We start from the raw sequence: 22,519 nt of genomic DNA, 5'->3' as shown, positions 1-22,519 counted from the left end.
CTCTACCTCTACGAGGATGTGGACGTGGCGGCAGAGGAGGAGATGACACTATATCAACTGCAGGAAGAGGGGGAGATCGATCGGGAGACACTTAACCAGCGGCTGAAACGCGCCAGCAGGATCCTGGTTGTCTCCTCACTTAAGACAGAACGACGGCAGGTCTACGGCCTCTGCAGGATCCTGAACCGTATCAAGAAAGCGGGGATGACCGCCCATCTCTCGCCGCACGGGTTACTGCTGAAACTCTCAAAGGTCTATGCAGTGAAAAGCAGGGAGGAGAGAGTGCTCACCGGAGTTCCAGAGCAGGTATAAAAGATCGCGGAGAGACCTGGACCGGGGATATTCCTGATGCATGAGGAGTTTGGGTACCTAATACCGGAACTTTAACTTATAGAAAGGATTACTAAAACTTGGGTCAGGGAATAAACTCCTACAAGATTGCAGGTCCTGCTCGGAGAATAACCCTTCCCAGACATAACCCCCCTGCAAACCCTGGCATTTCAGTGCGGTGACAGCAATGAAAAACGATATCGACGGCGCCAAGATCAAGAAACTCAACGTCATCCCCGACGAGCGCGGCTGGCTGATGGAGATCCTCCGCTGCGACGACGAGATCTTTGAGCGGTTCGGTCAGGTCTACTGCACGACAGCCTACCCTGGCGTCGTCAAGGCCTGGCACTACCACAAGAAACAGACCGACAACTTCACCTGCGTCCACGGAATGATGAAGGTCGCGCTCTACGACGCCCGCGAGGACTCCCCTACCTACAAGAGCCTCATGGAACTCTTCGTCGGCGAGAAGAACCCGATCCTCGTCAGCGTCCCGGCCGGTGTCTATCACGGGTTTAAGGCCATCGGCACAGAGACAGCGTTCTTCGTGAGCATCCCGACCCTGCCCTACAACTACAACGAGCCCGACGAGTTCCGGCTGCCGCCGGACACCCCCGAGATCCCCTACGACTGGGGGCTTGCCCCGGGACTTAAACACGGATGAAGGAGATGGCGGAAATGACGATGCTTGTCACCGGCGGCGCGGGGTTCATAGGCAGCAACTTCATCCGCCACATGTTAACCGAGCACCCCGATACAAGAATCGTCAACCTTGACGCACTGACCTACGCCGGGAATCTGGAGAATCTCCGGGACGTTGCTGGCAACCCGAACTACACCTTTGTCCATGGCGACATCTGCGACCCCGGCGCGGTAGCGGCCGTCTTCCAGAATCACCCGATCGAGACCGTCGTCCACTTCGCCGCGGAGAGCCACGTCGACCGCTCAATCTCGGACGGCTCCACCTTTGTGCGGACGAATGTCCTCGGGACATTCACCCTGCTCGACTGCGCGCGCAAACACGGCGTCCGGCGGTTCATCCATATCTCGACCGACGAGGTCTATGGAAGCACCCGCGAGGGCTCGTTTGCAGAGACCGACAACCTGAACCCCTCCAGCCCCTACTCCTCGAGCAAGGCTGCATCCGACCTCCTTGCCCGGTCGTTCTTCATCACTCATGGCCTTCCTGTGATCGTCACCCGCTGCACCAACAACTATGGCCCCTACCAGTTCCCAGAGAAGCTGATCCCGTTCTTTACGACCAACCTCCTTCAGGGCAAGAAGGTCCCCGTCTACGGAACCGGCAGAAACGTCCGTGACTGGCTATACGTCATCGACCACTGCCGGGCGATCGACTTCATCCTCCAGCACGGTGAACCGGGTGAGATCTACAACATCGGCGGCGGTGCCGAGATGACGAACCTCGAGATCACCCGGAAGATCCTCGAACTCCTCGGTGAAGACGAGTCGATGATCGAGTATGTCCCTGACCGGAAAGGCCATGACTTCCGCTACTCGCTTGACTTCGGGAAACTCCGTAAACTCGGCTGGAAACCGGCGTATCGGTTCGACGACGCCCTCGAGGCGACGGTCAAGTGGTACGTGGAGAACGAGTGGTGGTGGCGGCCGCTGAAGGGGCGGTCGCCATGACCTTCTCGAATATCCTGATCCTCGGTGCCGGCGGCATGCTGGGGCACGACCTCGCGGCGGTCTTCCCCGGCGCCCGGCTCTGTGGGCATAAGGACCTCGACATAACCGACGAGGCTGCGGTAAAGGCCTATATCCTTGATGCGAAGCCTGACCTCGTCATCAACGCCGCCGCATACACCGACGTTGACGGCTGCGAGGACGACCCCGGGAGGGCTTTTGCCGTCAACGGCGACGCGCCGGGATACATCGCCGCAGCATGTCATGAGGTGGGCGCCAGGCTGATCCACTACAGCACCGATTACGTCTTTGACGGCTCAAAGACGGAGTACGTCGAGTCCGACGAACCAAGACCCATCAACGTCTACGGTGCATCAAAACTCCTCGGAGAACAGAATATCGCACGGGAGATGGACAACTACCTTATCATCCGGACCTCCTGGCTCTTCGGCCGGCACGGGAAGAACTTCGTCGAGACGATCCGGCACCTCTCGCGGACGAACGAGACCATCCGGGTGGTGACCGACCAGGTGGGTAAGCCTACCTACACGATGGACCTGGCCCGGAAGACGGCCGAGATCGCCGAGTGCCCGCCCGGGATCTACCATGTGACGAACGACGGCGTCTGCTCGTGGTATGAGTTTGCCCGGGCCTTCGCCCCGAACGTCGTCCCCTGCTCCAGCGACGAGTTCCCGCGAAAGGCGAAACGCCCCGCATACTCGGTGCTCGTGAACACAAAAACGAGCCCCCTGCGCCACTGGAAAGAGGCGCTGGAAGAATACCTGAACACTACGGTGAATGTCCCATGAAAGGCATCATACTTGCAGGCGGGACAGGCTCCCGCCTCTACCCCTTAACGAAGGTAACAAACAAACACCTCCTCCCGGTCTACGACAAGCCGATGATCTACTACCCAATCAATACGCTCATCTCCGCCGGGATCAAGGATATCATGATAGTCTCAGGGCGTGGCCACGTTGGCCATTTCCTGGAGTTGCTGGGCTCGGGAAAGGAGTTTGGTGTCCGGTTTGCCTACGAGATCCAGGAGGGCGCCGGCGGGATCGCCGAGGCACTCTGGCTGGCAGAGGAGTGGGCCGGGCCGGAGAACGTCACGGTGATCCTCGGTGACAACATCTTCCAGGACAACATCAGGAAGGATGTTGAGTCATTCGAGTCCGGGGCGAAGATCTTCTTAAAAGATGTCCCTGACGCTCACCGGTTCGGGGTCGCCGAGGTGAAGGGGAATAAGGTGCTCGGGATCGAGGAGAAGCCGAAGGCCCCGAAGTCGAACCTCGCGGTGACCGGGCTCTATCTCTACGACGCCGGGGTCTTTGATATTATTAAGACACTCAAACCGTCCGGGCGGGGCGAACTCGAGATCACGGATGTGAACAACGCCTACATCCGGCGGGGCGCGATGGAGTTCTCGGTGCTGGAAGGGTTCTGGAGCGATGCCGGGACGTTTGAGAGTTTGTTGCGGGCGAGTGTGATGGTGCAGAGATATGGTATCTGTCGGGGAGATGCCCGGGTATCCGGGTCGGGAATTGACCGCCCCTGCGAGATCTTTAAGGCAGGTAAAATCAACTGATCTAACCCATCTCTGGGTTTTTATAACAATATCGTCCAATGAGAACTATGTCTAAAAAAGAGCTGTATATGGATAAGGAGGCTGGTTATTTTTCCAATGTACGCTGGGATGTCATCTCTTTAATCCCGAAGGGCGAACATAGAATTCTCGAAGTGGGGTGTGGGGAGGGAAACACACTGATCAAACTGCGGGAACTACAGAAAGCTGGAGAGATCGTTGGGATGGAGTTAAACGAAGAGATCTTACAGGATAATATTAACATGCTTGACGCTGCTCTGATCGGAGACGTAGAAGAGATTGAACTAACATTCGAAGAGGGTTACTTTGATTACATTATCTTTGCTGACGTTCTGGAGCACCTTGTGAACCCTGCAGACGTCCTGAAAAGATATGCCCCCTATCTCAAGGACACAGGATACGTAATTGCGAGTATACCCAACGTTAAGAATTACCGGGTGCTGCTGGATCTGGTATTGTATGACAAGTTTGAGTACGCTGATAGTGGGATACTGGATCGTTCACACCTTCGCTTTTTCACGCGAAGGGAGATACGTAACCTGTTTACCCGGGCCGGTTTGAATATCGTATCGATACAATCCGGATTCGGGGGTGGACACCTTGGCAATCTTGACAGGCGCCTGAATAACTCACTGGGTAAATACCTGCCTGGAGCATCGTTCCTGACTGTCCAGTACCTTGTCAGGGCTACCATGGGGAAGAACAGCGCAGCGTTATCCTGATACGCCAGTTGTGTCGCGTGTTTCTGATGTCCCCAGCTGGTCCCGTCGAATGTTTACTCAAACCTATACTATCTCCCGGACGTCTTTGCTGCAGCTGGGTATTCCTGCCGGCAGCGCCCAAATATATAATGGCAGGTATAATCTATATCAATTAACATAATGCCTCATGTTGCAATCGTAATTTTAAATTGGAACGGATGGGCGGATACGATTCAATGCATTGAATCCATTCGCCGACTATCCACCTCCAGCTACGATATCATAGTGGTCGATAACAACTCGAGCGATAGTTCGATCGAGAATATTCGACGCTACTGTGAGGGGGCAGGCATGTCTGGAAATACTCCAATCCATCTATTCGAGGTCTTCGAAGATGAGATAAACCAGACAGGACTGGATCCTTCGTCTTACTATGGAGAGGAACCAGGGCGGAGGATGATCCTGATTAAAAACCATGACAATTATGGTTATGCTCGGGGCAACAACATAGGCATTCGATTTGCCCTGAACGCCCTCAAACCCGATTATATCCTCGTCCTGAACAACGATGTGATTATTGAAGACACAGAGATGCTTAACAAACTCCTCGACACTATGAATAAAGATGGCCGTATCGGGGCCGTGAGTCCGATTCTCATGTCCACAAATGGTGAGGTGCAGAGGGCGTGTACAAGGAATTTGCCTGATTTTCTTGATTTCATATTTGTCCACACGTTTATCGGTCAGCGGTTAATAAAGGAGAACCGGATCTGGAAACGACACTTCGACTACGACTATCCTTTTGATCGACCGGCTGAGTTCGGCGTTCTGCCAGGTTCATGCATTCTCTTCAGACGTCAGGCAATTACCGAGATAGGTCTCTTTGATGAGAATACCTTCCTTTACTGGGAGGAGTTTATCATCGGATGTAAACTTGCCACTCGTGGCTGGAAGTCGGTGTTATGTCCCGATGCCGAAGCCATTCACAAGGGTGAATCCTGCATAAAGAACCTGAACTTGAAGAGCTGGGCAAGATACTGGTCGATCAAGAGCGAACTTTACTACCTGAAGAACTACACATCACAAAATCAATTCAAAATGGCCGTTATTAAAGCGGTTCTCTTCCTGGAGTCAACTTTAGCCATCATCGATACGATACTTAAGGGCAAGAGGAGCAAATTTGACCGGGAGTATGAACTGAAAATTATCTCAACCATATGTGGGAATACAGGTAACAAAAATGGGTAACAACAATGCACCGCAGCCTAACCCCCTCACCACCCTCATCCTGGACTTCGACGGCGTCATCGTCGAGTCCATCCCCATGAAGACCGCGGCGTTCAGGAAGGTCTTCTCCTTCGCGCCCCCCGGACACCTCGACGAGATCATCGCATTCCACCTCGATAACGGCGGGATGCCACGCTACGACAAGTTCCGCCACATCTACGCAAACATCCTCCACGAGGAACTGACTCCCGAGCAGGAGGAGCGGCTCGCAGCCGAGTACTCCGGGCTGACCTTTGATGCAATGCTCACCGTCCCATACGTCGAGGGAGCGGAGGAACTCCTGCAGGACTGCTCCCGGAGGCTCCCGCTCTACATCGTCTCCGCAACCCCGGAGCCCGAGATGCAGGAGATCGCCAGCCGCAGAGGGCTCACAGGATACTTCAGGCGGATATACGGCTCACCGAAGACGAAGGCCGAGTGCATCCGCGAGATCCTGGCCGAGACCGGCGCCTCGCCCGGTGAAACTCTCTTCGTCGGCGACGCCCCAAACGACTGGGAGGCGGCCTGCGAGACCGGGGTGCGGTTTGTGGCCCGCATCCGGCCCGGCGACCCGAACCGGTTTGCCGGGCGACCGGGGGTGGAGGTGATCGTGGAGAACCTTCATCAACTCCGGGAGTATCTACGGGGGAGCGTATGCTCATCCCGATCTCGTACCCCCTGAACCGGGGAACACCGTTCTATCCCGGCACGGAACCGCTTGCGATAACCCCCACAAGATCCCTCAATGGGGGAGATGCGGAAGAGATGAACCTGATCTCGTTCTCCAGCCACGCCGGGACGCACATCGACCTCCCCCGGAGAGCACGGGTGCGAAGTCATCGGGGATCATGCGAAACCGTGTTTATCCACCGATCCGGGGCGCCGCCGTTTCGCAAGAGCCTGGTGCATCTCGAGGTACCGGGCGCGTGAGAGGGCGTAACTCCCGGCATTCGCAAGGAACGCATCGATCAGATCGGCCTGCTCGCGGCTCCAGACCTCGTTTGGGACCCGCCTGACCCAGAGAGCATGTTTCCGGACAAAGGCCAGCCTCTCCTGCCGGTTCTTCTCCTGATCAAACCCCAATTCCATATGGTTCCCCCCGGACATGCAGGCGCTCCATGAACGATCGCATGAGATCCGCGTCCAGCATCTCGCGGAACAACACCCAGAGGTAGACGGCATCCTCAATATCCTTGTCGCTCCCAAGGTAGAGTTTATAGGGGATCTGCAGTTCGATGGGCGATATACAAAACCGGATATCGTCGAACGCTACTGTCCTTGCCATGGCCATCGCGTAACGGTCGAAGTCGTCCTTCTTGAACTTCATCTCGACGTTTGGGATGATCCTCTCCTCCTCGGCAATCCGCACGGCAAACCCGTCGCGGAGCATCGAGTAGATCTCGCCGAGGTCATCCGAGTTCAGGAAGTAGAACCCTCGTGCCACGAGTTCATCGGCAAACGATCGAAACGTATCGCGGTCCATATAGTCGACGAAGAGATCGATATCTTCCGTGCCCCTGGCCCTGCCAAAAAGAATCGCAACATACCCGCTGACGATCACGTAGTTGGTGTACCGCTCGATGATCCCCGTCACTGAAGCCACAAAACGATCGAGTGCGGTCACAACCTTACCGTCGATGAGGATGGTCCCATCAGGAGCACTCGTGATCTGCATTCCCTCTCCTCTGGTAGAGTCATACCGGGTACTATATTAATTGCACGTGCCCCGTCAGGACGTCGGAGCGATCAATCGCGAGGCCAGGCACTGTGCATCCGGTGACGGAAGTGCGAACCTCCAGCAAGAAACACCCCTGCGACACCTCCGAGTTCAAACATCTCCAACGTGAGAGGTGGAAGTCGTTCGAAGTAGGGGAGTGTTGAGGTCGCACCTGCACAAAATTAGCACGCCCAACCAGCAAAGCTCCCTGGTCAACTAATAAAGGCCCGCACCCGGGTTCACGAAATCCAACTCTTGGGGGAAAGAGGTATTCAGTTCCCCGGCACTATCCGGCGAAGGTCCTCCTCGACCGTCGTGTTCCCCCGGATCCCGAAGCGCTCGACGAGCACCTTCAGAATGCCGGGCGAGATGAAGGCCTGGAGGCGGGGGCCGAGAGTAATGTCCCGAACGCCGAGCGAGAGGAGACTGAGGAGGACGAGCACCGCCTTCTGCTCGTACCAGGCGATGTTATACGAAATCGGGAGCTCGTTGATCCCGACGCCGAACGCTTCGGCGAGGGCCTGGGCGATGAGCACCAGGGAGTAGCAGTCGTTGCACTGCCCGGCGTCGAGGACGCGGGGGATGCCGCCGATATCCCCGAGACCAAGGCTGTTGTAGCGGTACTTCGCGCACCCGGCGGTGAGGATGACAGTATCCGCCGGGAGAGCCTTCGCGAACCGGGTGTAGTAGTCCCGCTCGGCGTGCCGTTTGTCGCAGCCCGCCATCACGACAAACCGCCGAATGGCGCCGGACTTCACCGCGCCGACAACCGTATCGGCGATGGCGAGGACCGGAGCGTGGGCGCATCCGGTGACCAGGTCGCCGCGGGAGAGGTCCTCCGGGGGCTTGCAACGTTTTGCGTGCTCGATCAGGGCCGAGAAATCCTTCCTCCCGTCCTCCGACGCACCGATGTGTTTCAGCCCCGCATACCCGACGAGCCCGGTGGTGTAGACCCGGTCGCGGTATGAGTCCTTCGGGGGGACGAGGCGGTTGGTGGTGACGAGGACCGGGCCGTTGAACCGCTCGAACTCCTCCCGCTGGAAGAGCCAGGACCCGCCGTAGTTCCCGATGAGGTGGTCATACTTCGCAAGACCGGGGTAGGCGTGCGCCGGGAGCATCTCGCCGTGAGTGTAGACGTCCACCCCCGTCCCTGCGGTCTGTTCGAGGAGGTCGGAGAGGTCTTTGAGGTCGTGGCCGGTGACGAGGATACCCGGACGCGTGCCTGCTGCGGTGCCGACCGTCGTGATCTCCGGTATCCCGTAGGCGACGGTGTTCGCCGTATCGAGGAGGGCGAGGACCTTCACACCGACTTCGCCGCACCTGAGCACGTAGCCGACCATCTCATCAACGGTGAGGTCCTGCAGCGTGGCGGCGAGCCCCTCCTGCAGGAAGGTCATGACCTCCTCATCCTCGTAGCCGAGGACCTCGGCATGGTGAAAGTAGGCGCCGACCCCTTTGAGTCCGTAGACGAGGAGTTCGCGGAGCGACTGCAGGTCTTCGTCGACGGTCTCCCGCGCTGCGATGATCTCCTGGGTCTTTGCCGTGATCGCCGCCGGGCTCTCCGGGGTCCAGGTGCAGGCATCTGGCTCCATGCTCCCGGCCGGCGGGAGGGCGTCGCGGATACGGGCCGCCTTCTGGATAGCCTCCTCGAAACGTGCAGGGTTGAAGTTCACGTTGGTCAGGGTGGCAAAGAGGCAGCGGCATCCGAGTTCCCGCCGCCCTTCTTCATCGCCACGAGGTTCCGGACCGAGAGCCCTTTGAGGGTGTAGATCAGGACGTCCTGGAGCCCGGCAGTCTCCGCATCCTTGCCGCAGACGCCGCGTACGGTGCATCCAAAACCCTTTGCTGTTTCTTCACACTGGTTGCAGAACACTCATGCTCACTCTATAGTATCTTTAGGATACAAAGTATCCATTAGATACTAAAATACAAGTAGGAGAAGGTTTCTTTAACTTGCGGGGGTGAAGGGGGCGGAGCGGGAAGTCCCCACCGTTCACGATGGGGATGAAAGCGGAGCCGCCCTTCCTTCCTGCGATAGATATATTCCTCTTGAGTATTCTATTATCATTCACCCAACATGAGGTATAAACTTGATAGGTCTGCACATTCGGTACATCAGGACAGGTAAGCCTCGATGCGCTGAAGGAGTATGTCGACCCGCAGATGGAGGAAGTAAATGATCGTTTCCTACAAGTACCGAGCGTATCCCGATGCAACCACTGAAGTTCGGCTGAATGCCGCGCTCGATACCTGTAGGTGGCTCTACAACAAACTTCTCGAAGAATGCAACACGGCACGAGAGAATGGAATCTCTCCGACGATGCAAGGAATGCAGGCGCGGATCGTCACGCTGAAAGAGGAGAATCCTGCACTCAAGGACGTGTACTCTAAAGTGCTCCAGATGGTCAACTATACCCTCTGGAGCAACATCGCTGCACTCTCGCAGACAAAGAAGAGAGGACGGAAGATCGGCAAACTCCGATTCAAGAGTGCAGCCCGATACCGGACGCTCAATTATAATCAGTCGGGTTTCAAGATCGATCGCGAGCATAGTTCGATTACGTTCTCGAAGATCGGAACGATTCCGTTCAACATGCACCGACCCTACACCGGGAAGGTGAAGGGTGTCCTGATCACCCGTTCCGGCGATAGATGGTATGTGATCATTCAGACAGAGCAGGAGGTCTACAAGTCAAAGCGTGAAGGGCAGTCTGTCGGTATCGATCTCGGGTTGGATTCGTTTGCGGTCGATAGTGACGGTGCAGTGATCGAGAACCCCAGGTTCTATGAACATTCTCTGGGCAGGATCAAGAAGATCCAGCGGAGTCTTGCCCGGAAACAACGGTTCTCGAAAAACTGGAAGAAGGCAAAAAGGAAACTGGAGAAGGTCTATGATCATGTCACCAACCAGAAGAACGATTTCCTGCACAAACTCTCCCGTCAGTACGTTGACACCTATGCGACGATCTGTGTTGAAGACCTGAATATCAAGTATTTGAAAGAGAACGGCAAATCTCGTGGGCTCCGGAGAAGTATCCACAGTGCGTCGTGGGGACGATTTTATTCTTACCTCTCGTACAAGGCTGAAAGTGCTGGTACGGAACTCGTCAAAGTCGATCCCCGCGACACGACACAGATGTGTTCGAACTGTGGAAGCATCGTGAAAAAGACGCTCTCCGAGAGAGTCCACGAATGCCCATACTGTGGGTTTGTTGCCGATAGAGATTACAATGCTGCGGTAAATATCCACCGCGTGGGGATGGAACAGCCCTTTGAGCCTGTGGAGCCAAGACCTCTACATCACATCTCTGTGGTGCAAGTGTTGGCCATGAAGCAGGAAGCCCCGCCCGAGAGGCGCGGGGTAGTTCACCTATACCATGCACGCCGAGTGTACGGTCAATCAGACCGTCAAATACCTGGGAAGAAAGTGGACGCTCCTGATCATCCTCGAACTCTACAAGGGGGAGAACTACACCCGCCGGTTCACCGAGGTGAAGGAGCATCTCCCAGGGATCACAGCGAAGGTTCTCTCGGCCAGGTTGAAGGAACTTGAGGAGGAAGGTCTCGTTGAGAAGATGGTCGACGCAGGATCTGTCCCCGTCAGAAGCGAGTACACGCTCACCGGGAGCGGGCTTGGGCTCGTTGAGGTGATCAGGGAGATCAAGCGGTGGGCGCTCAGGTGGAAGATCGATAACCTTGCGTGTGGGGCACAGGACTGTCATGATTGTGTGCTGTGAACTACACCGTCCGCGAGGGCGGGGCTTTGGCGGCAATCATTCCCCCAACAGATCCACAGGCTCAAGCAGCGCTGATCCACACCTGCAAGTATCGTGTCTGACCACCTCTGGCGTGTAGATTCGCCATGGGGGGAATTGTGAACCAGACGAAAGGGCACCGCTTCCATTCCCCGGCGTGCGCAGGGGGAGTTCTCCGGACGCTCTTTCCGGGACAGGGTGAATCATAGATCATAATCGACACTTTTATCGATTACCGTCGACTATAATCGATAAATGGATGAAAAACTGCAGATCGCACTCGAGAGCCAGAACCCCTGGTGGTTCGGAAAAGAGTTCGAAACCGGCGTTGAACGGCTTTCTTTCTTTCCCTCCCTGATGCAGTATCTTGATGCACCGGAGGTGCTCCTCCTCATCGGCGCGCGCAGGACAGGGAAGTCGACGCTACTGTACCAGATCATCAGTTCCCTTCTCGGAAGAGGTGTGCCTGGCAGGGCTATCCTCTTCATCACCATGGACGAACCACTCCTCCTCTCGATGGCAGACGACCCCTGGCTGATCCGTCGCATCGTCGAGGACCATCTCGCACGTCATCCCGGTCTCGAACGGCTCTATCTCTGCATCGACGAGGTCCAGCACTACCCCTCCTGGGTGCCTACCATCAAGACCCTCTATGACACGAAGAGTACGGTCAAATGCATCCTGACCGGCTCCACATCCTCGCTGCTCAGGCAGGATAGCAGTCGCCTCCTCTCCGGCAGGTATTTTTCCTGTACCGTGTACCCTCTCTCGTTCCCTGAATTTCTCCGCATTCAGGGCATTCTAAACCCGACAATCATCGAGAAGAGGCATTATTTTGAGATGTACCTGAAATACGGCGGTTTCCCCCGGGTGGTCCTTGAAAAAGACGAAGACCTGAAGATGCAGATCCTCAAAAACTACTACGAGACGATCTATCTCAAGGACATCATCTATCCAAACAGGGTGCGGAAGAACAGTGAGGTTACAGACCTGCTCTATTACCTCATATCAAATGCCGGGAACGCCGTCTCGTACAACCAGATTGCCAGGACTCTCAATATCGCACCAGATACGGTGAGGGAGTACATCGAGTACGCCGGGAACGCGTTTCTCCTCTACCCTCTGATGAAGTTCGATTATTCCGTTAAAAAACAGGTTGCAAACCCAAAAAAGATCTATTTCGTGGATCCCGGCCTGATAAACGCAGTTGCATTTGCATTCTCCGAAAATCGTGGAAGACTCCTGGAAAACATCGTCTTCATCGCCCTGATGAAGAAGTACGGCGACATCTTCTACCACCGGGACCGCTACGAGTGCGACTTCCTGGTCAGGTCAGGCCGGACGATTGTCCAGGCCGTCCAGGTGACGCAGTCCCTGCAGGACGACGCTACGAGGCAGCGGGAGATGCGCGGCCTTCTCGAGGCGATGGACGCACACGGCCTTGACGAAGGAACGATCGTCACTGCGTCGGAATCGGCGGAGACGACCGTCGACGGGCGGGCCGTCCACACTGTCCCGATCGCTGAATGGCTGGAAGAACTGTGACGCCTTTCTGGAACCTCTGTGTGCGCCCAGGTAACATGAGCTGCCGGGCCGCTACAGGGTTGCCGACCGCTCGCAGCACCACTCCTCCGGATTCGGGATGCTGTGTCGTTCCGATAGACCGTGCAGAGGGATTCGTGGGGGGTCAGAGGTCCAGCAGGAGGTCCGGGTCGGGATCGGTTGATACAAGAGTGACGTTTGTTATCTTGTGGTAGAACCGCTGGGGATAACTGTAGGTTGTCTTCCCGCTCCGGCTTTTCTGCACGAAGGGTTTGAGGATATCCTCCGTCTCATACTCAAGCGAGTACGCCGCCCCGGTTTTGAGGGGAGTCACCTCCTTCGCCCGGAACATAACCTTCCTGAAACCCTCCATCGAATGGTCGCAGTCCGAGTAGTCAGAGGCGAAAACAAGTCCATCCTTCCGGACCCTGTCGATCACAATCCTGGTTCGTAGCATGGATTTGCTATCGCCCTGGTCAGGCATTAAAGTGTGCCGTGCGGGGCGAAAGTAATCCTGACGAAAGAGCCCCACCCATAAGGGGTAGTTGCCGGGGCCCCCCGGAGCGGTCATGCAGACGCGCGGAAGATCCGTTGTGGACCGCTTCGTCTTCGCGACCTTCTGGGTGAGGTAGTGATCACTCCCATGCCTCTGGACCCACACAATACGGTGACATGCCCCAGTAGTCCGGGCATGCGGAGTGGCGTCCTGATCGCGTTCCCGGAGAAGACAACAGACCACGATCATTCATTATCTTATGGCAATCATACCATTCTGGTGAATGACATCAAAGGTCTCACCCGGTACCTGCCTGCTCTGCAGGGCTCCCGTAACAAAACGGAAGGCCCTTAAACACGGCACGGAATGCCTTCAGGCGTCGGGCTGGCCCATCGGAGAGGAACCTTCGCTCCTCATCATGATACAGGGGCGGTACCATAAGGAATACTGGCTGGTGGTTCTCGCACGACACGACGCCCGGCTTGGAGATCTCGACCAGCTGATCCGCGATGTGTGGGTGGAGTGTTGCGAGCATCTCAGTTCCTTCCGGATCGGCGGGGCCACATACGACTCGGACGCCGAGCGTTTTACAAACGACATGAATGTCCCTCTCTCGCACCTCATCGCTCCGGGCAGCACGTTCACCTATGACTACGACTTCGGCTCCCCCACATCGCTGGACCTGAAGGTGATCGGGGAGACGTCCGTTGCCCCGAGGGACGGCCCGCTCTGCCTGATCGCGCGGAACGACCGGCCAATTATCCCCTGCGACCTCTGCGGCGGCGAGGCCGAACTTGCCCTGAACGATTTTGACGAGGATTTCCAACATTATTACTGCCGTGAATGCCTCTCATCGACCGAATACGATCCCGACCGTGTAGACCTCATTGCCAACTCTCCGAGAAACGGCGTCTGTGGCTATGCCGAGGACGCCATCACCGCACTCCACTGGTATCCCCCGGGATGGAGCGCGGATGAGATCGTTCCCGAAGAACCGGGTGAGCTCCTGGATGAGATCCCGCTTGATGACGAAACCGAGGTGAACGCCGCGATGGCTGCCGTCATCCAGGATATCGGACCTGATATCAACGAGTTTGTTGAGGCGGAGAGGGCCGCATACGGAGAAGGAATTGCCTGTATGGCCGGGGATACCGTCATGGCCTTCTGTAGTTTCATGTATATCGTCTACAAAGTGAAGATCGATGCATGGGATGCCTTGTCCGTGCAGAGGTGCCTGGTCGATGAACTGTCGCAAAACCCGATCTTCCCGGAAGACTGGCCGGAGAACGCCGTCCCGATCCTCTGCCGGTTCCTGACGCATATGGAAGCATCCGGCCACCTCATAAACGCTTCTGAACTCATCGCCGCCCTCAAAGAAGCGGAACCCGCCTTTCAGAAAGCAGCCACGAGCCCGGAGAAAGGCCAGGCCATCTTCAAGTTTATCCTCATGAAAGCGGAGGAGGCAGGCGTCGACACGGACGACCTCGATGCATTCTTCAATTTCGCGGTGAGAGAACTCGTCGAGATGGCCGGGTTTGACCTCGACAACGAAGAGGTCCAGAAGGAACTCTCCAACCTGCTTGAGGGCAGAACACCGGAAGCGCTCGCCGGCAATATACGCGCCGCCATGATCTTTGAGAGGTGCGAGGACTTCTGCCAACGTTTTCCGGATAACACCATTCTGGAGCATTGCAGAAGGATCGTCAAGGACCTCTTCGATCATCCGGCCGCACCGCTCGCGCGAGGAGACGCGGTTCTCTGGAGTGCGGCGATCGTGTATGCAGCCTGCCAGGATGAGGATCTTATCCGGCCGGGAAGGGGTGCCCCTCCCCTCGGGCAGGAGATCAGTTCTTTCTTCGGCGTTGAGCGACCATCGATCCGGAACAAGGCGAGGGCGATGAGAGCGTTCCTTCCCGACTGAAGAGCGCCGGGAATGAGGGGGCATCGACCAGAAAGGATGGGGGAGAGGCCCGGATCTCCCGGCAAAGAAGGTTGTTCCCCGGTCACTAACCCTTTCACCGCGACAGAGACCAACGCTCCTTCGCGGGGTACTCAATCGCTATCTGCACCAATCCTCATCACCGCGCAGTAAGATGATCGCGCCGGAGAACACCGCCATGAGGTCTTTGGGGATCACGAAGATCCAGGGTGCCGCCGTTTCGCGAGAGCCTGGTGCATCTCGAGGTACCGGGCACGGGAAAGGGCGTAACTCCCGGCGTTCGCCAGGAACGCATCGATCAGATCGGCCTGCTCGCGGCTCCAGACCTCGTTTGGGACACGCCTGACCCAGAGAGCATGTCTCCGGACAAAGGCCAGCCGCTCCTGCCGGTTCTTCTCCCGGTCAAACCCCAATTCCATGGCCCCCTCTAGATAACCCCCATCTCCGACAGCCTTGTCGGCAGGTATTCCTTCGTCACAAAGTCAAGCCCCCTGCTTGCAAACGCCTGCTGCTCCGACTTCAGCCTCATATCGAGCTGCAGGCGGATCTGGTTACGCCAGTATTCGGTCGCAAACCTCGGATCGGTGAGTTCCGCTTTAAGGGCATTGATATCCTGTTCTGTGAGCCTGTCTGCGGGGAGGTTGTAGTCCGAGATGTCTGAGGGTTGAACCCCCACAAACTGCGCCTGAGGCGTCGCCAGGAGTTCCGATATGTGGGCGCTCTTGATCGAACCGTAGGCAACGCTTGCATATATCCTGTATGACCACGGATCGCCGTCGGTGAAGACCACCACCGGCAGACCAAGCGACTCGTTGAGACGCCGCAGCACCCTGCGCGTCGAACGCGCCGGCTGACCCTTCAGGTGGACAAGGATCGCCCCGTAGTCCTGGTCAAACCCGTTCTCCATCAACCGGGCATACATACCCCCGGTCTCTATGGCGATGACAAACTTCGCGTCGTGATCGGTGAACTCGAGGTTGTCGACGTTGTTCGGGATGGGGTATCCCGCCTCCCCGACATCCTCCTGGCAGTGGATCTCCTTCACCCCCCGGCGGGTGGTCTCCCGAAGCCTGAGCGGCCCGAATATCGAGGCCCCGTCCTCCTCCGGACGGAGGTGGAACGCCTCCCGCTGCATCTCGGTGATGATCTCCAGGTCCTCTATAAGGAGGTTGCTCTCGTCCTGGGCCGCAAACTTCGCCTTCTTCCAGCCTTCGGAGATGTAATAGAGCTCTCTCAGCGTCGACGACCGGTTCTCCACGAGCTGCTGCTTCAGGAACCCGATGACGTAGGCCATCTTCAGGAGATGGATGGCGCTCTTCTCCGTTGCCGCCGACCGCGTGCTCTCCCGGTCGCCGTACTTCCAGACCTCGCTATCGTCATCATACTCAAGATTTCGCTTCGTCCGCGTCGGCAGCCGGATATACGGCACAACGCCGTCCCGCATCTGTTCATACCACTCGCGTGCGATACCTACAAGCCGCTCCTTTGCACGCGCATCCATCTCTTCCCTAGACATCGAGATCCACCACCACCTTCATCCCGTCATCAACCCCCCGCAGGTCAAACGTCCCCTCACCCGTCCCGGTGTAGAGGACGCGCCAGGCCTCGCCGGCACCGAGGGCGCACCGCCATACCTTGTTGTATTCGCCGTCGATGCTGTCCACAAAATCCGGCCGGGGCACCGCGTCCTCCGCCGTATCGCGGGAGAGGCTGTAGATAACGATCTCAACCTCCTTTCCGGTGTAGTTGTTCACCTCGATAGAGACCTTCCCATCGACCGTCCTTTTCTTTGCAACGACTTTTCGCATAATTTTGCCCTCGATCGGGGTGGTATCGACCGGCGGGAGTTCAACGATCTCGCTAACCTTTGCTGCTATCTCCGGGATGATCGAGCAGACCGCACGGGCACGGTCGTCCTGCAGTTTCTTCTTCTCCCGCCGGGAAAGATACCGCTTCAGTTCCCGCCCCAGTTCCTGGAGGACAAGGACTATCTCGCGCTCGATCTCCGGGATTGACGCGATCGCGTCCTTGCTCTCGCTCGTGAAGGGAACGTTTGTGGAGGCCACATGGACCATGATCAGAACCGGGCCCATCGGTAGACCCTGCTGTGCGAGCCCGTAGTTCTTCCAGTTCACCTGGGATACGCAGTCTGTGATGGCGCAGGCGCCCTGCTGGTAGAGGAGGGGGACGCGGTTTGCAAACCGGAGGATCCTGGCGTTCCCTTCCGGCGGGATCCTGCCTCCATAGCCTATCGCCGCCTCGACTATGAACGAGTGCCCGCCGTAGACCGCGCTCGGCCGCGTCCGCGCCTTGATGAAATCGAGGTGGATCTCCTTCTCAAGCCCCCTGCAGATCAGGTCCTCGCCTATCGGTGAGAGGCACTGCTGCGCCGGCGGGGCCGGCACCCTCACGGCCTGCATCGCCTCCAGGAGGCGCTTGAGTTCGTTTGAGTCGAGTTTGTTTGCCTTCCGGGAGGGTTTGAGCCCGGCAAGGCTGATCATCTCCTCTGCGGTCTTCTTCCCGACACGTGAGAAACTGCCGACCAGGAACTCCTCCACAGTCCCCCTGCTCGCGGCCGCCAGCCTTTTCAGCGCACCGAACTCGATCCCGTGCGGGTGGGGGAGGACGGGTTTCGGGCACGGCGGGACCTCGTCGCTTGCCCGCTCAAAGACCGTGATCTCACCGTCGATATCCGCGGTGATCCTTGCATGCGGGTTTACGATCGCCGTCAGCCTCAGGTAGTCGAGCAGCCGTTTCTTCGCGGCAAGGGTGCTCCTGAACTGGATCTCGATCCTTGTCCCGTGCGTCCGGTCCCACTCGATCTTCTCGTGGCTGATGACCTCGGGCTCGTTCGTCTCCGTCCTGATCATCACCTCGAACCGGTGGGCAGGCGTCTTTGCCCCCGTCCGGGAGGTGATCCGGGCCGGGGTGCCGGTGGTGAGCTGCGCATACAGCACCGCAGCCGATATCCCGATACCCTGCTGCCCGCGGCTCTGGCGGATCTGGTGGAACCTGGAACCGTAGAGGAGTTTCCCAAAGACCGGGGGGACGTTCTCCGGCACGATCCCGGGACCGTTGTCCTCGACGGTTATACGGTAGACCTCGTCCTCGACCCTCTTTACTCCGACAAATATGTCCGGCAGGACTTCAGCCTCCTCGCAGGCGTCGAGGGCGTTGTCCACCGCCTCTTTGACGGTGGTTATGATCCCGCGTGTCGGGGAGTCAAAACCCAGGAGGTGTTTGTTCTTCTCGAAGAACTCCGCAACGCTGATGCTTCGCTGCTCTCTGGCCAGGTCCTCAGCGATGACCATGCCCTGCCACCCCGGCGATGGCGTCCTCGAGTCCCATCTCCTGCTGCTCCCCGGTGCGGAGGTCCTTCAGGGTCACCGTGCCGGCCTCAACCTCGCGTTCGCCGATGATCACGACAAACTCCGCGGTCTTTGCGGCGTGAGCAACCTGGGCGGCGAGCCCCCGCTCCATAAGGTCGGCCTCAGCCCGGATCCCGGCCTCCCGGAAGGCGCGGGCAACCTGGAGCGCCCGGCCGCGGGCCCCGGGCGTGCAGACAACCCCGACAACGGACTCGTGGGGGAGTTCAACCCCGCCGAGCGAGACCATGACACGGTCAAACCCTATCGCAAACCCGCACGAGGCGACATCGTCGCCGCCAAAAAGGTGGGCGAGCCTGTAGGCGCCGCCGCCAAGTATCTGGTTCTCCGCCCCAAGGTTCCTGGCAAACCCCTCAAAGACCGTCCCGGTGTAGTAGTCAAGCCCGCGGGCGATCCCGAAGTCCGGCCGGTAGCGGATCTCCTGGGAGTCAAGGATCGCAAACATCTCCTCGATCCGGGCGCGTTCGGGAACGTCCCCCGCGACCTCAAACACCTCCTCCACGCTGCTGCAATCGGAGAGAGCGGCAAGCGGTTCGGCAAGGTGGGTGAGACGCCGGGCGGCGAGCGCCGCCTCAAGCCCCTCCCGGTCATGCTTATCGAGACAGGCCATGATCACCCCCTGGTCAGCGGGGTCAAGCCCGGAGAGGATGTGCTTCATCGGGGCAAGATGGCCGACGTGGAGGTCGAATGCGACACCGGTTGACCTGAGTATATCGTCGGCAAGCATGATCACCTCGGCTTCGGCAAGCGCGGTGTCCGCACCTATGAGTTCGGCGCCGAACTGCCAGAACTGCCTGTAGCGGCCTTTCTGGGGGCGCTCGTAGCGGAAACAGTCGGCAAAGTAGCACCAGCGGATGGGTTTTGGGAGAACCCTGCCCTCGTTGACATACATCCGGAGCACCGCTGCCGTCACCTCAGGCCGGAGAGTCATCTTCCTGCCGCTCTTGTCCTCAAAGACATACATCTCCTGGATTATCCCTTCGCCGGACTTCATCGTGAAGAGTTCGAGGTGCTCAAAATCGGGTGTGCAGACCTCCCGGTAACCCCACCGCCGGGCCACCTCCCGCATCCGCTGCTCGATCGATCGCCGCTGTTCCATCTCTTCGGGCAAAAAGTCCCGTGTGCCCCGTGGTTTCTGAAGCATTCAGTATTCTCCCTTGTTATGGTCTCTTCTGCGAACCCTTAACATTTCTGCGCTCCGCCCGGCCGAAGAACCGCTCGACGGCACTTTTTCCATGCCATATGTTCTCCCGTTCAACCCTGTCCTGGAGGTAGAGTGCGAGCAGGATCAGCGCAAGACCGAGAAGGTCCCAGCCTTCTGCATACACCGTGATGAACGCCCCAAGGAGCGCAAGCGCCGTATATGGAACCCCATGATACGCCGCTTTCCGGTAACTGGGAAGACCCGTACGGTAGAATATCCGCAGGTCGCGCAGCCATAGAAAAACGGTGACGGCAACGCCGAACCATGCAATATAGACGAAGTAGGACATGATGTGATGTAATATTATACCTCCACCCCATATTTTTGTTATCAAAGTATGCTGCCGAATGCCACAATCAGGGAGATCCTCCGGATGTATCGTGATGGCGAGGTTTCCGAGGACGAAGCGGCTGACGCTATCGAGGGGCTCAGGATCGATATGATCGACGGCATTGCCCGGTTCGATACGGGGCGGGGTGTGCGCTGCGGGGTGCCCGAGGTTGTGCTTGCCGAGGGCAAGGATCCGGAAGCGTTTGCGGGGATCATGATTGCGCAGGTGAGGGCGGCGGGCCGGTGCATCGCGACAAGGGTCTCGCCGGCACACCTTGAGGCGCTCCGGGCCCGGCTGCCGCCGGGTGTCCGGCTGGAGCACCGGGAGGCTGCACGCGGCGTCATCCTCTCGACGGGTGATGACCCCGCCCCCCGCGGGGGGACGGTCGCCATCCTCACGGCAGGGACGTCCGATATCCCTGCCGCCGAGGAGGCGAGGCTGATGGCCGAGGAGATGGGATGCAGTGTCAAGACCGCCTACGATGTCGGGGTGGCGGGGATCCACCGCCTCTTCTCGGCTCTCCGCGACCTTATACCTGCGGACGTCTTCATCGTGGCCGCAGGCCGGGAGGGGACGCTCCCGGCGATCGTGGCGGGGCTGGTCGACAGCCCGGTGATCGGTCTTCCTGTGAGCACCGGTTACGGCTACATGGGCGGCGGCGAGGCGGCTCTTGCAAGCATGCTCCAGGCGTGCTCGGTTCTGGCGGTCGTGAACATAGATGCCGGGTTTACGGCGGGAGCGTTTGCCGCTCAGGTCGCACGCGGGAGGGCGCGGGAATGAGCCGCGGGTTCTACATCGGCCGGTTCCAGCCCTACCACAACGGTCATCACTCGGTGCTGGAGAGGATTGCCCGCTCCGTGGACGAGATTGTCATAGGGGTGGGGAGCGCCCAGCTCTCCCATACGCTGGACAACCCCTTTACGGCCGGTGAACGGGTGCTGATGCTGACGCGGTCGCTCACGGATCTCGATTGCCCATTCTACGTGATACCGATCGAGGATATCCAGCGCAACGCCCTCTGGGTGGCCCATGTCCGGTCGATGACACCGCCGTTTGAGACGGTCTACTCGAGCAACCCGCTGGTCATGCAACTCTTTGCCGAGGCCGGGATGGCGGTTCAGTCTCCGGATATGTATGAACGGCTGACGCACTCGGGCACCGCCATCCGTCGGAGGATGCTTGATGGCGAGCCCTGGGAGCACCTTGTCCCTCCTGCGGTCGTGGAGGTCATCCGGGAGATCCGGGGTGTTGAGCGCCTCCAGCGGATCGCAAGGAGCGATTGAAGAAAAGACTGATGGTGACCGGGATCATAGTCTTAGAAGAGAAATGTTCAAACAACTGCGCGACATCTTTCGCCGGGCCGAACCGGAGGAAGAGCACCCGGAACTCTCGTTTGACGGCATCCCGTCCTGGCTGGACTCCCGCGAGGAGGAGATCGCCCGCGGCCTTGAGGCTGCGACGGCATCGTCACGGGACGCCATCTCCGCCACGCTGGTCTCGCTCCGGGAGGCGGTCGCCAGGATGGAGACGGCAGAGACCGATGATGATACCCACCCCCGGCTCAGGGATATATCCCGGAAGACGCTCCCCGGGTTCACCAGGTCGATGTCACAGATCCTTTCACGCGAGCCGTCCGGCGACCCGGAGACCTTCTACGCGACGGCCGCGGAGATCCTGAAGGGGGTGCTCAAGACGATGAAGGGGCAGGGGAAGTATCTCTCGTCCGTTTACCCCGGGGAGGTCAGGGAGTTGAGGGATGCTGTCCGCGACCTTGGGCGCGAGGTCAACGCGATGACGGAGGCGATCGGGCGGGCGCGTGAGCGCCGGAAGCAGGTGGAGGGGGTGCGGGAGGCGTATGAGGCCATTGTCCGGATCCGGGATGATTATGCTGCCGTAAGCGCAAATCTCCGAGACCAAGCCGCTGCGATTGGAGAACTGGAAGACGCGATCCGGAAGGCCGGGGAAGGGCTTGCCGCCCTGAGAGATCACCCGGATTACGCCCGGAAGATAGAACTGGAGGAGAGGATCCGCGAGATCAGGGCGAAAGAGGAGATGGTCGGAAGAGAGATCGGGTCGCTCCGGTCCACGGCCGCCCATCTTCTGCGAAAGGCCGGGAAGGTGGCAGAGAGGAGCGGAGACCGGGCTGCTGTTGCGGCGATCTCCCTGGCGGTTGAGGCGGAGGAGGGGATCGAGGCGGCGATGCCGGTGGTCCTGGATATGGTCCGGCGGGGCGACCTCGCCCTCAAGAACCAGGAGGAGATCCGTCTCTTCTCCGACCCGGAGACTCTGCCCGCCGCGTTGAGGGACGCTATTGAACGCGGGCGTGACCTTGAAATGGAGCGAAAGAAGGAGGAGGCGGCCCTGGCGGCGCTGCAGGTTGTGGTTGAGGAGGAGCGTCTCAGAGCGGCGCTCCCGGACCTGCAGAAGAGACGCGAGGTCGCGATCGCGGCGAAGGCGCGGGCGGAGACCCGCCTGGAGAGCCTGCGGGCTGAGTATGCGCGGGAGTGCGAGAACCTGCGGTCACGAATGATGGGATTTGAGGCAAGGGTTACGATCGTCGACCTTCCGCCTCAACCCTGAGCACGCGGTAGAGAATGGA

At 58.5% G+C, this 22,519-nt stretch carries 23 protein-coding genes and 1 pseudogene; 15 read left to right on the top strand and 9 right to left on the bottom strand.

From position 1 onward, the window contains the following. The first annotated feature begins 24 nt into the window (after positions 1-24). The 8 genes from R6Y96_RS04575 to R6Y96_RS04540 all read left to right on the top strand — a co-directional run bounded on the left by R6Y96_RS04575 (position 25) and on the right by R6Y96_RS04540 (position 6,232). Positions 25-312 (top strand): hypothetical protein, encoded by a 288-nt coding sequence (locus tag R6Y96_RS04575; protein ID WP_318622346.1) that lies wholly within the window; start codon positions 25-27, stop codon positions 310-312. A 205-nt stretch (positions 313-517) separates the two neighbouring features. Next, positions 518-994: a dTDP-4-dehydrorhamnose 3,5-epimerase family protein gene (locus R6Y96_RS04570; RefSeq protein WP_318622345.1), complete on the top strand. Its 477-nt coding sequence runs from the start codon at positions 518-520 to the stop codon at positions 992-994. 14 nt (positions 995-1,008) lie between these two features. Continuing rightward, entirely contained in the window at positions 1,009-1,980 is a 972-nt protein-coding gene (rfbB, locus tag R6Y96_RS04565; RefSeq protein WP_318622344.1) for a dTDP-glucose 4,6-dehydratase, read from the top strand. Further along, on the top strand, positions 1,950-2,786 hold the full coding sequence (rfbD, locus tag R6Y96_RS04560; protein WP_318622343.1) for a dTDP-4-dehydrorhamnose reductase: 837 nt from the start codon (positions 1,950-1,952) through the stop codon (positions 2,784-2,786). Before rfbB ends, rfbD begins: the two co-directional genes overlap by 31 nt. Next, positions 2,783-3,565: a sugar phosphate nucleotidyltransferase gene (locus R6Y96_RS04555; protein WP_318622342.1), complete on the top strand. Its 783-nt coding sequence runs from the start codon at positions 2,783-2,785 to the stop codon at positions 3,563-3,565. The genes rfbD and R6Y96_RS04555 overlap by 4 nt, the downstream gene beginning before the upstream one ends. Before the next feature lie 47 nt (positions 3,566-3,612). Next, positions 3,613-4,305, top strand: a complete 693-nt coding sequence (locus R6Y96_RS04550; RefSeq protein ID WP_318622341.1) for a class I SAM-dependent methyltransferase — start codon at positions 3,613-3,615, stop codon at positions 4,303-4,305. Positions 4,306-4,464: 159 nt separating this feature from the next. Next, entirely contained in the window at positions 4,465-5,532 is a 1,068-nt protein-coding gene (locus R6Y96_RS04545; RefSeq protein ID WP_318622340.1) for a glycosyltransferase family 2 protein, read from the top strand. Further along, the gene (locus tag R6Y96_RS04540; protein ID WP_318622339.1) at positions 5,525-6,232 is read left to right on the top strand and encodes an HAD family hydrolase; all 708 of its coding nucleotides are present in this window, start codon (positions 5,525-5,527) and stop codon (positions 6,230-6,232) included. The genes R6Y96_RS04545 and R6Y96_RS04540 overlap by 8 nt, the downstream gene beginning before the upstream one ends. A 164-nt stretch (positions 6,233-6,396) precedes the next feature. Here R6Y96_RS04540 and R6Y96_RS04535 read toward each other — a convergent pair whose 3' ends face one another. The 3 genes and pseudogenes from R6Y96_RS04535 to hcp form a co-directional block, all read right to left on the bottom strand. After that, complete coding sequence (locus R6Y96_RS04535; RefSeq protein ID WP_318622338.1) at positions 6,397-6,639, bottom strand: hypothetical protein; 243 nt, start codon at positions 6,637-6,639, stop codon at positions 6,397-6,399. Continuing rightward, a complete protein-coding gene (locus R6Y96_RS04530; protein WP_318622337.1) occupies positions 6,623-7,225 on the bottom strand; it encodes a hypothetical protein in 603 nt (200 codons plus the stop codon). Before R6Y96_RS04530 ends, R6Y96_RS04535 begins: the two co-directional genes overlap by 17 nt. A gap of 314 nt (positions 7,226-7,539) precedes the next feature. Continuing rightward, positions 7,540-9,140, bottom strand: a pseudogene (gene hcp, locus R6Y96_RS04525) (hydroxylamine reductase). 303 nt (positions 9,141-9,443) lie between these two features. On the opposite strand from hcp, the gene R6Y96_RS04520 reads away from it, so the two are divergent. The 3 genes from R6Y96_RS04520 (at position 9,444) to R6Y96_RS04510 (ending at position 12,567) form a co-directional block, all read left to right on the top strand. Then, on the top strand, positions 9,444-10,820 hold the full coding sequence (locus R6Y96_RS04520; RefSeq protein WP_318622336.1) for an RNA-guided endonuclease InsQ/TnpB family protein: 1,377 nt from the start codon (positions 9,444-9,446) through the stop codon (positions 10,818-10,820). Then, positions 10,705-11,004, top strand: coding sequence for a winged helix-turn-helix transcriptional regulator (locus tag R6Y96_RS04515; protein ID WP_318622485.1), 300 nt, complete (start codon positions 10,705-10,707; stop codon positions 11,002-11,004). The genes R6Y96_RS04520 and R6Y96_RS04515 overlap by 116 nt, the downstream gene beginning before the upstream one ends. A gap of 273 nt (positions 11,005-11,277) precedes the next feature. Continuing rightward, on the top strand, positions 11,278-12,567 hold the full coding sequence (locus tag R6Y96_RS04510; protein WP_318622335.1) for an ATP-binding protein: 1,290 nt from the start codon (positions 11,278-11,280) through the stop codon (positions 12,565-12,567). Positions 12,568-12,709: 142 nt separating this feature from the next. On the opposite strand, the gene R6Y96_RS04505 is transcribed toward R6Y96_RS04510, so the two are convergent. Continuing rightward, positions 12,710-13,021 carry a hypothetical protein gene (locus R6Y96_RS04505; RefSeq protein WP_318622334.1) on the bottom strand — a complete coding sequence of 104 codons (312 nt, stop codon included), beginning with the start codon at positions 13,019-13,021 and terminating at the stop codon, positions 12,710-12,712. A gap of 322 nt (positions 13,022-13,343) precedes the next feature. Between R6Y96_RS04505 and R6Y96_RS04500 the strand changes: the two genes are divergently transcribed. Beyond that, positions 13,344-14,981, top strand: a complete 1,638-nt coding sequence (locus tag R6Y96_RS04500; RefSeq protein ID WP_318622333.1) for a DUF6398 domain-containing protein — start codon at positions 13,344-13,346, stop codon at positions 14,979-14,981. Positions 14,982-15,193: 212 nt separating this feature from the next. Here the strand turns inward: R6Y96_RS04500 and R6Y96_RS04495 are convergent, their stop codons facing one another. Genes R6Y96_RS04495 through R6Y96_RS04475 form a run of 5 tightly spaced genes read right to left on the bottom strand, consistent with a single transcriptional unit; the run spans position 15,194 to position 19,878 of the window. Then, complete coding sequence (locus R6Y96_RS04495) at positions 15,194-15,418, bottom strand: hypothetical protein (RefSeq protein ID WP_014866701.1); 225 nt, start codon at positions 15,416-15,418, stop codon at positions 15,194-15,196. 8 nt (positions 15,419-15,426) lie between these two features. Further along, entirely contained in the window at positions 15,427-16,515 is a 1,089-nt protein-coding gene (locus tag R6Y96_RS04490) for a DNA topoisomerase IV subunit A (RefSeq protein WP_318622332.1), read from the bottom strand. Further along, positions 16,508-18,310, bottom strand: coding sequence for a DNA topoisomerase VI subunit B (locus R6Y96_RS04485; RefSeq protein WP_318622331.1), 1,803 nt, complete (start codon positions 18,308-18,310; stop codon positions 16,508-16,510). The genes R6Y96_RS04490 and R6Y96_RS04485 overlap by 8 nt, the downstream gene beginning before the upstream one ends. Then, positions 18,297-19,529: a histidine--tRNA ligase gene (hisS, locus tag R6Y96_RS04480; protein WP_214022760.1), complete on the bottom strand. Its 1,233-nt coding sequence runs from the start codon at positions 19,527-19,529 to the stop codon at positions 18,297-18,299. Before hisS ends, R6Y96_RS04485 begins: the two co-directional genes overlap by 14 nt. Before the next feature lie 16 nt (positions 19,530-19,545). Then, a complete protein-coding gene (locus R6Y96_RS04475; RefSeq protein ID WP_318622330.1) occupies positions 19,546-19,878 on the bottom strand; it encodes an ABC transporter permease in 333 nt (110 codons plus the stop codon). Positions 19,879-19,926: 48 nt separating this feature from the next. On the opposite strand from R6Y96_RS04475, the gene larB reads away from it, so the two are divergent. Genes larB through R6Y96_RS04460 form a run of 3 tightly spaced genes read left to right on the top strand, consistent with a single transcriptional unit; the run spans position 19,927 to position 22,500 of the window. Continuing rightward, the gene (gene larB / locus R6Y96_RS04470; RefSeq protein WP_318622329.1) at positions 19,927-20,700 is read left to right on the top strand and encodes a nickel pincer cofactor biosynthesis protein LarB; all 774 of its coding nucleotides are present in this window, start codon (positions 19,927-19,929) and stop codon (positions 20,698-20,700) included. Further along, positions 20,697-21,203 carry a nicotinamide-nucleotide adenylyltransferase gene (locus R6Y96_RS04465; RefSeq protein WP_318622328.1) on the top strand — a complete coding sequence of 169 codons (507 nt, stop codon included), beginning with the start codon at positions 20,697-20,699 and terminating at the stop codon, positions 21,201-21,203. Before larB ends, R6Y96_RS04465 begins: the two co-directional genes overlap by 4 nt. Positions 21,204-21,246: 43 nt before the next feature. After that, positions 21,247-22,500, top strand: a complete 1,254-nt coding sequence (locus R6Y96_RS04460; RefSeq protein WP_318622327.1) for a hypothetical protein — start codon at positions 21,247-21,249, stop codon at positions 22,498-22,500. Positions 22,501-22,519: the final 19 nt, after the last annotated feature.

Source organism: Methanoculleus receptaculi (genome assembly GCF_033472595.1).
GTDB classification, from domain to species: domain Archaea; phylum Halobacteriota; class Methanomicrobia; order Methanomicrobiales; family Methanoculleaceae; genus Methanoculleus; species Methanoculleus receptaculi.
Note: the sequence above shows the minus strand (reverse complement) of the source record. Positions and strands in the feature narration are given on the sequence as shown.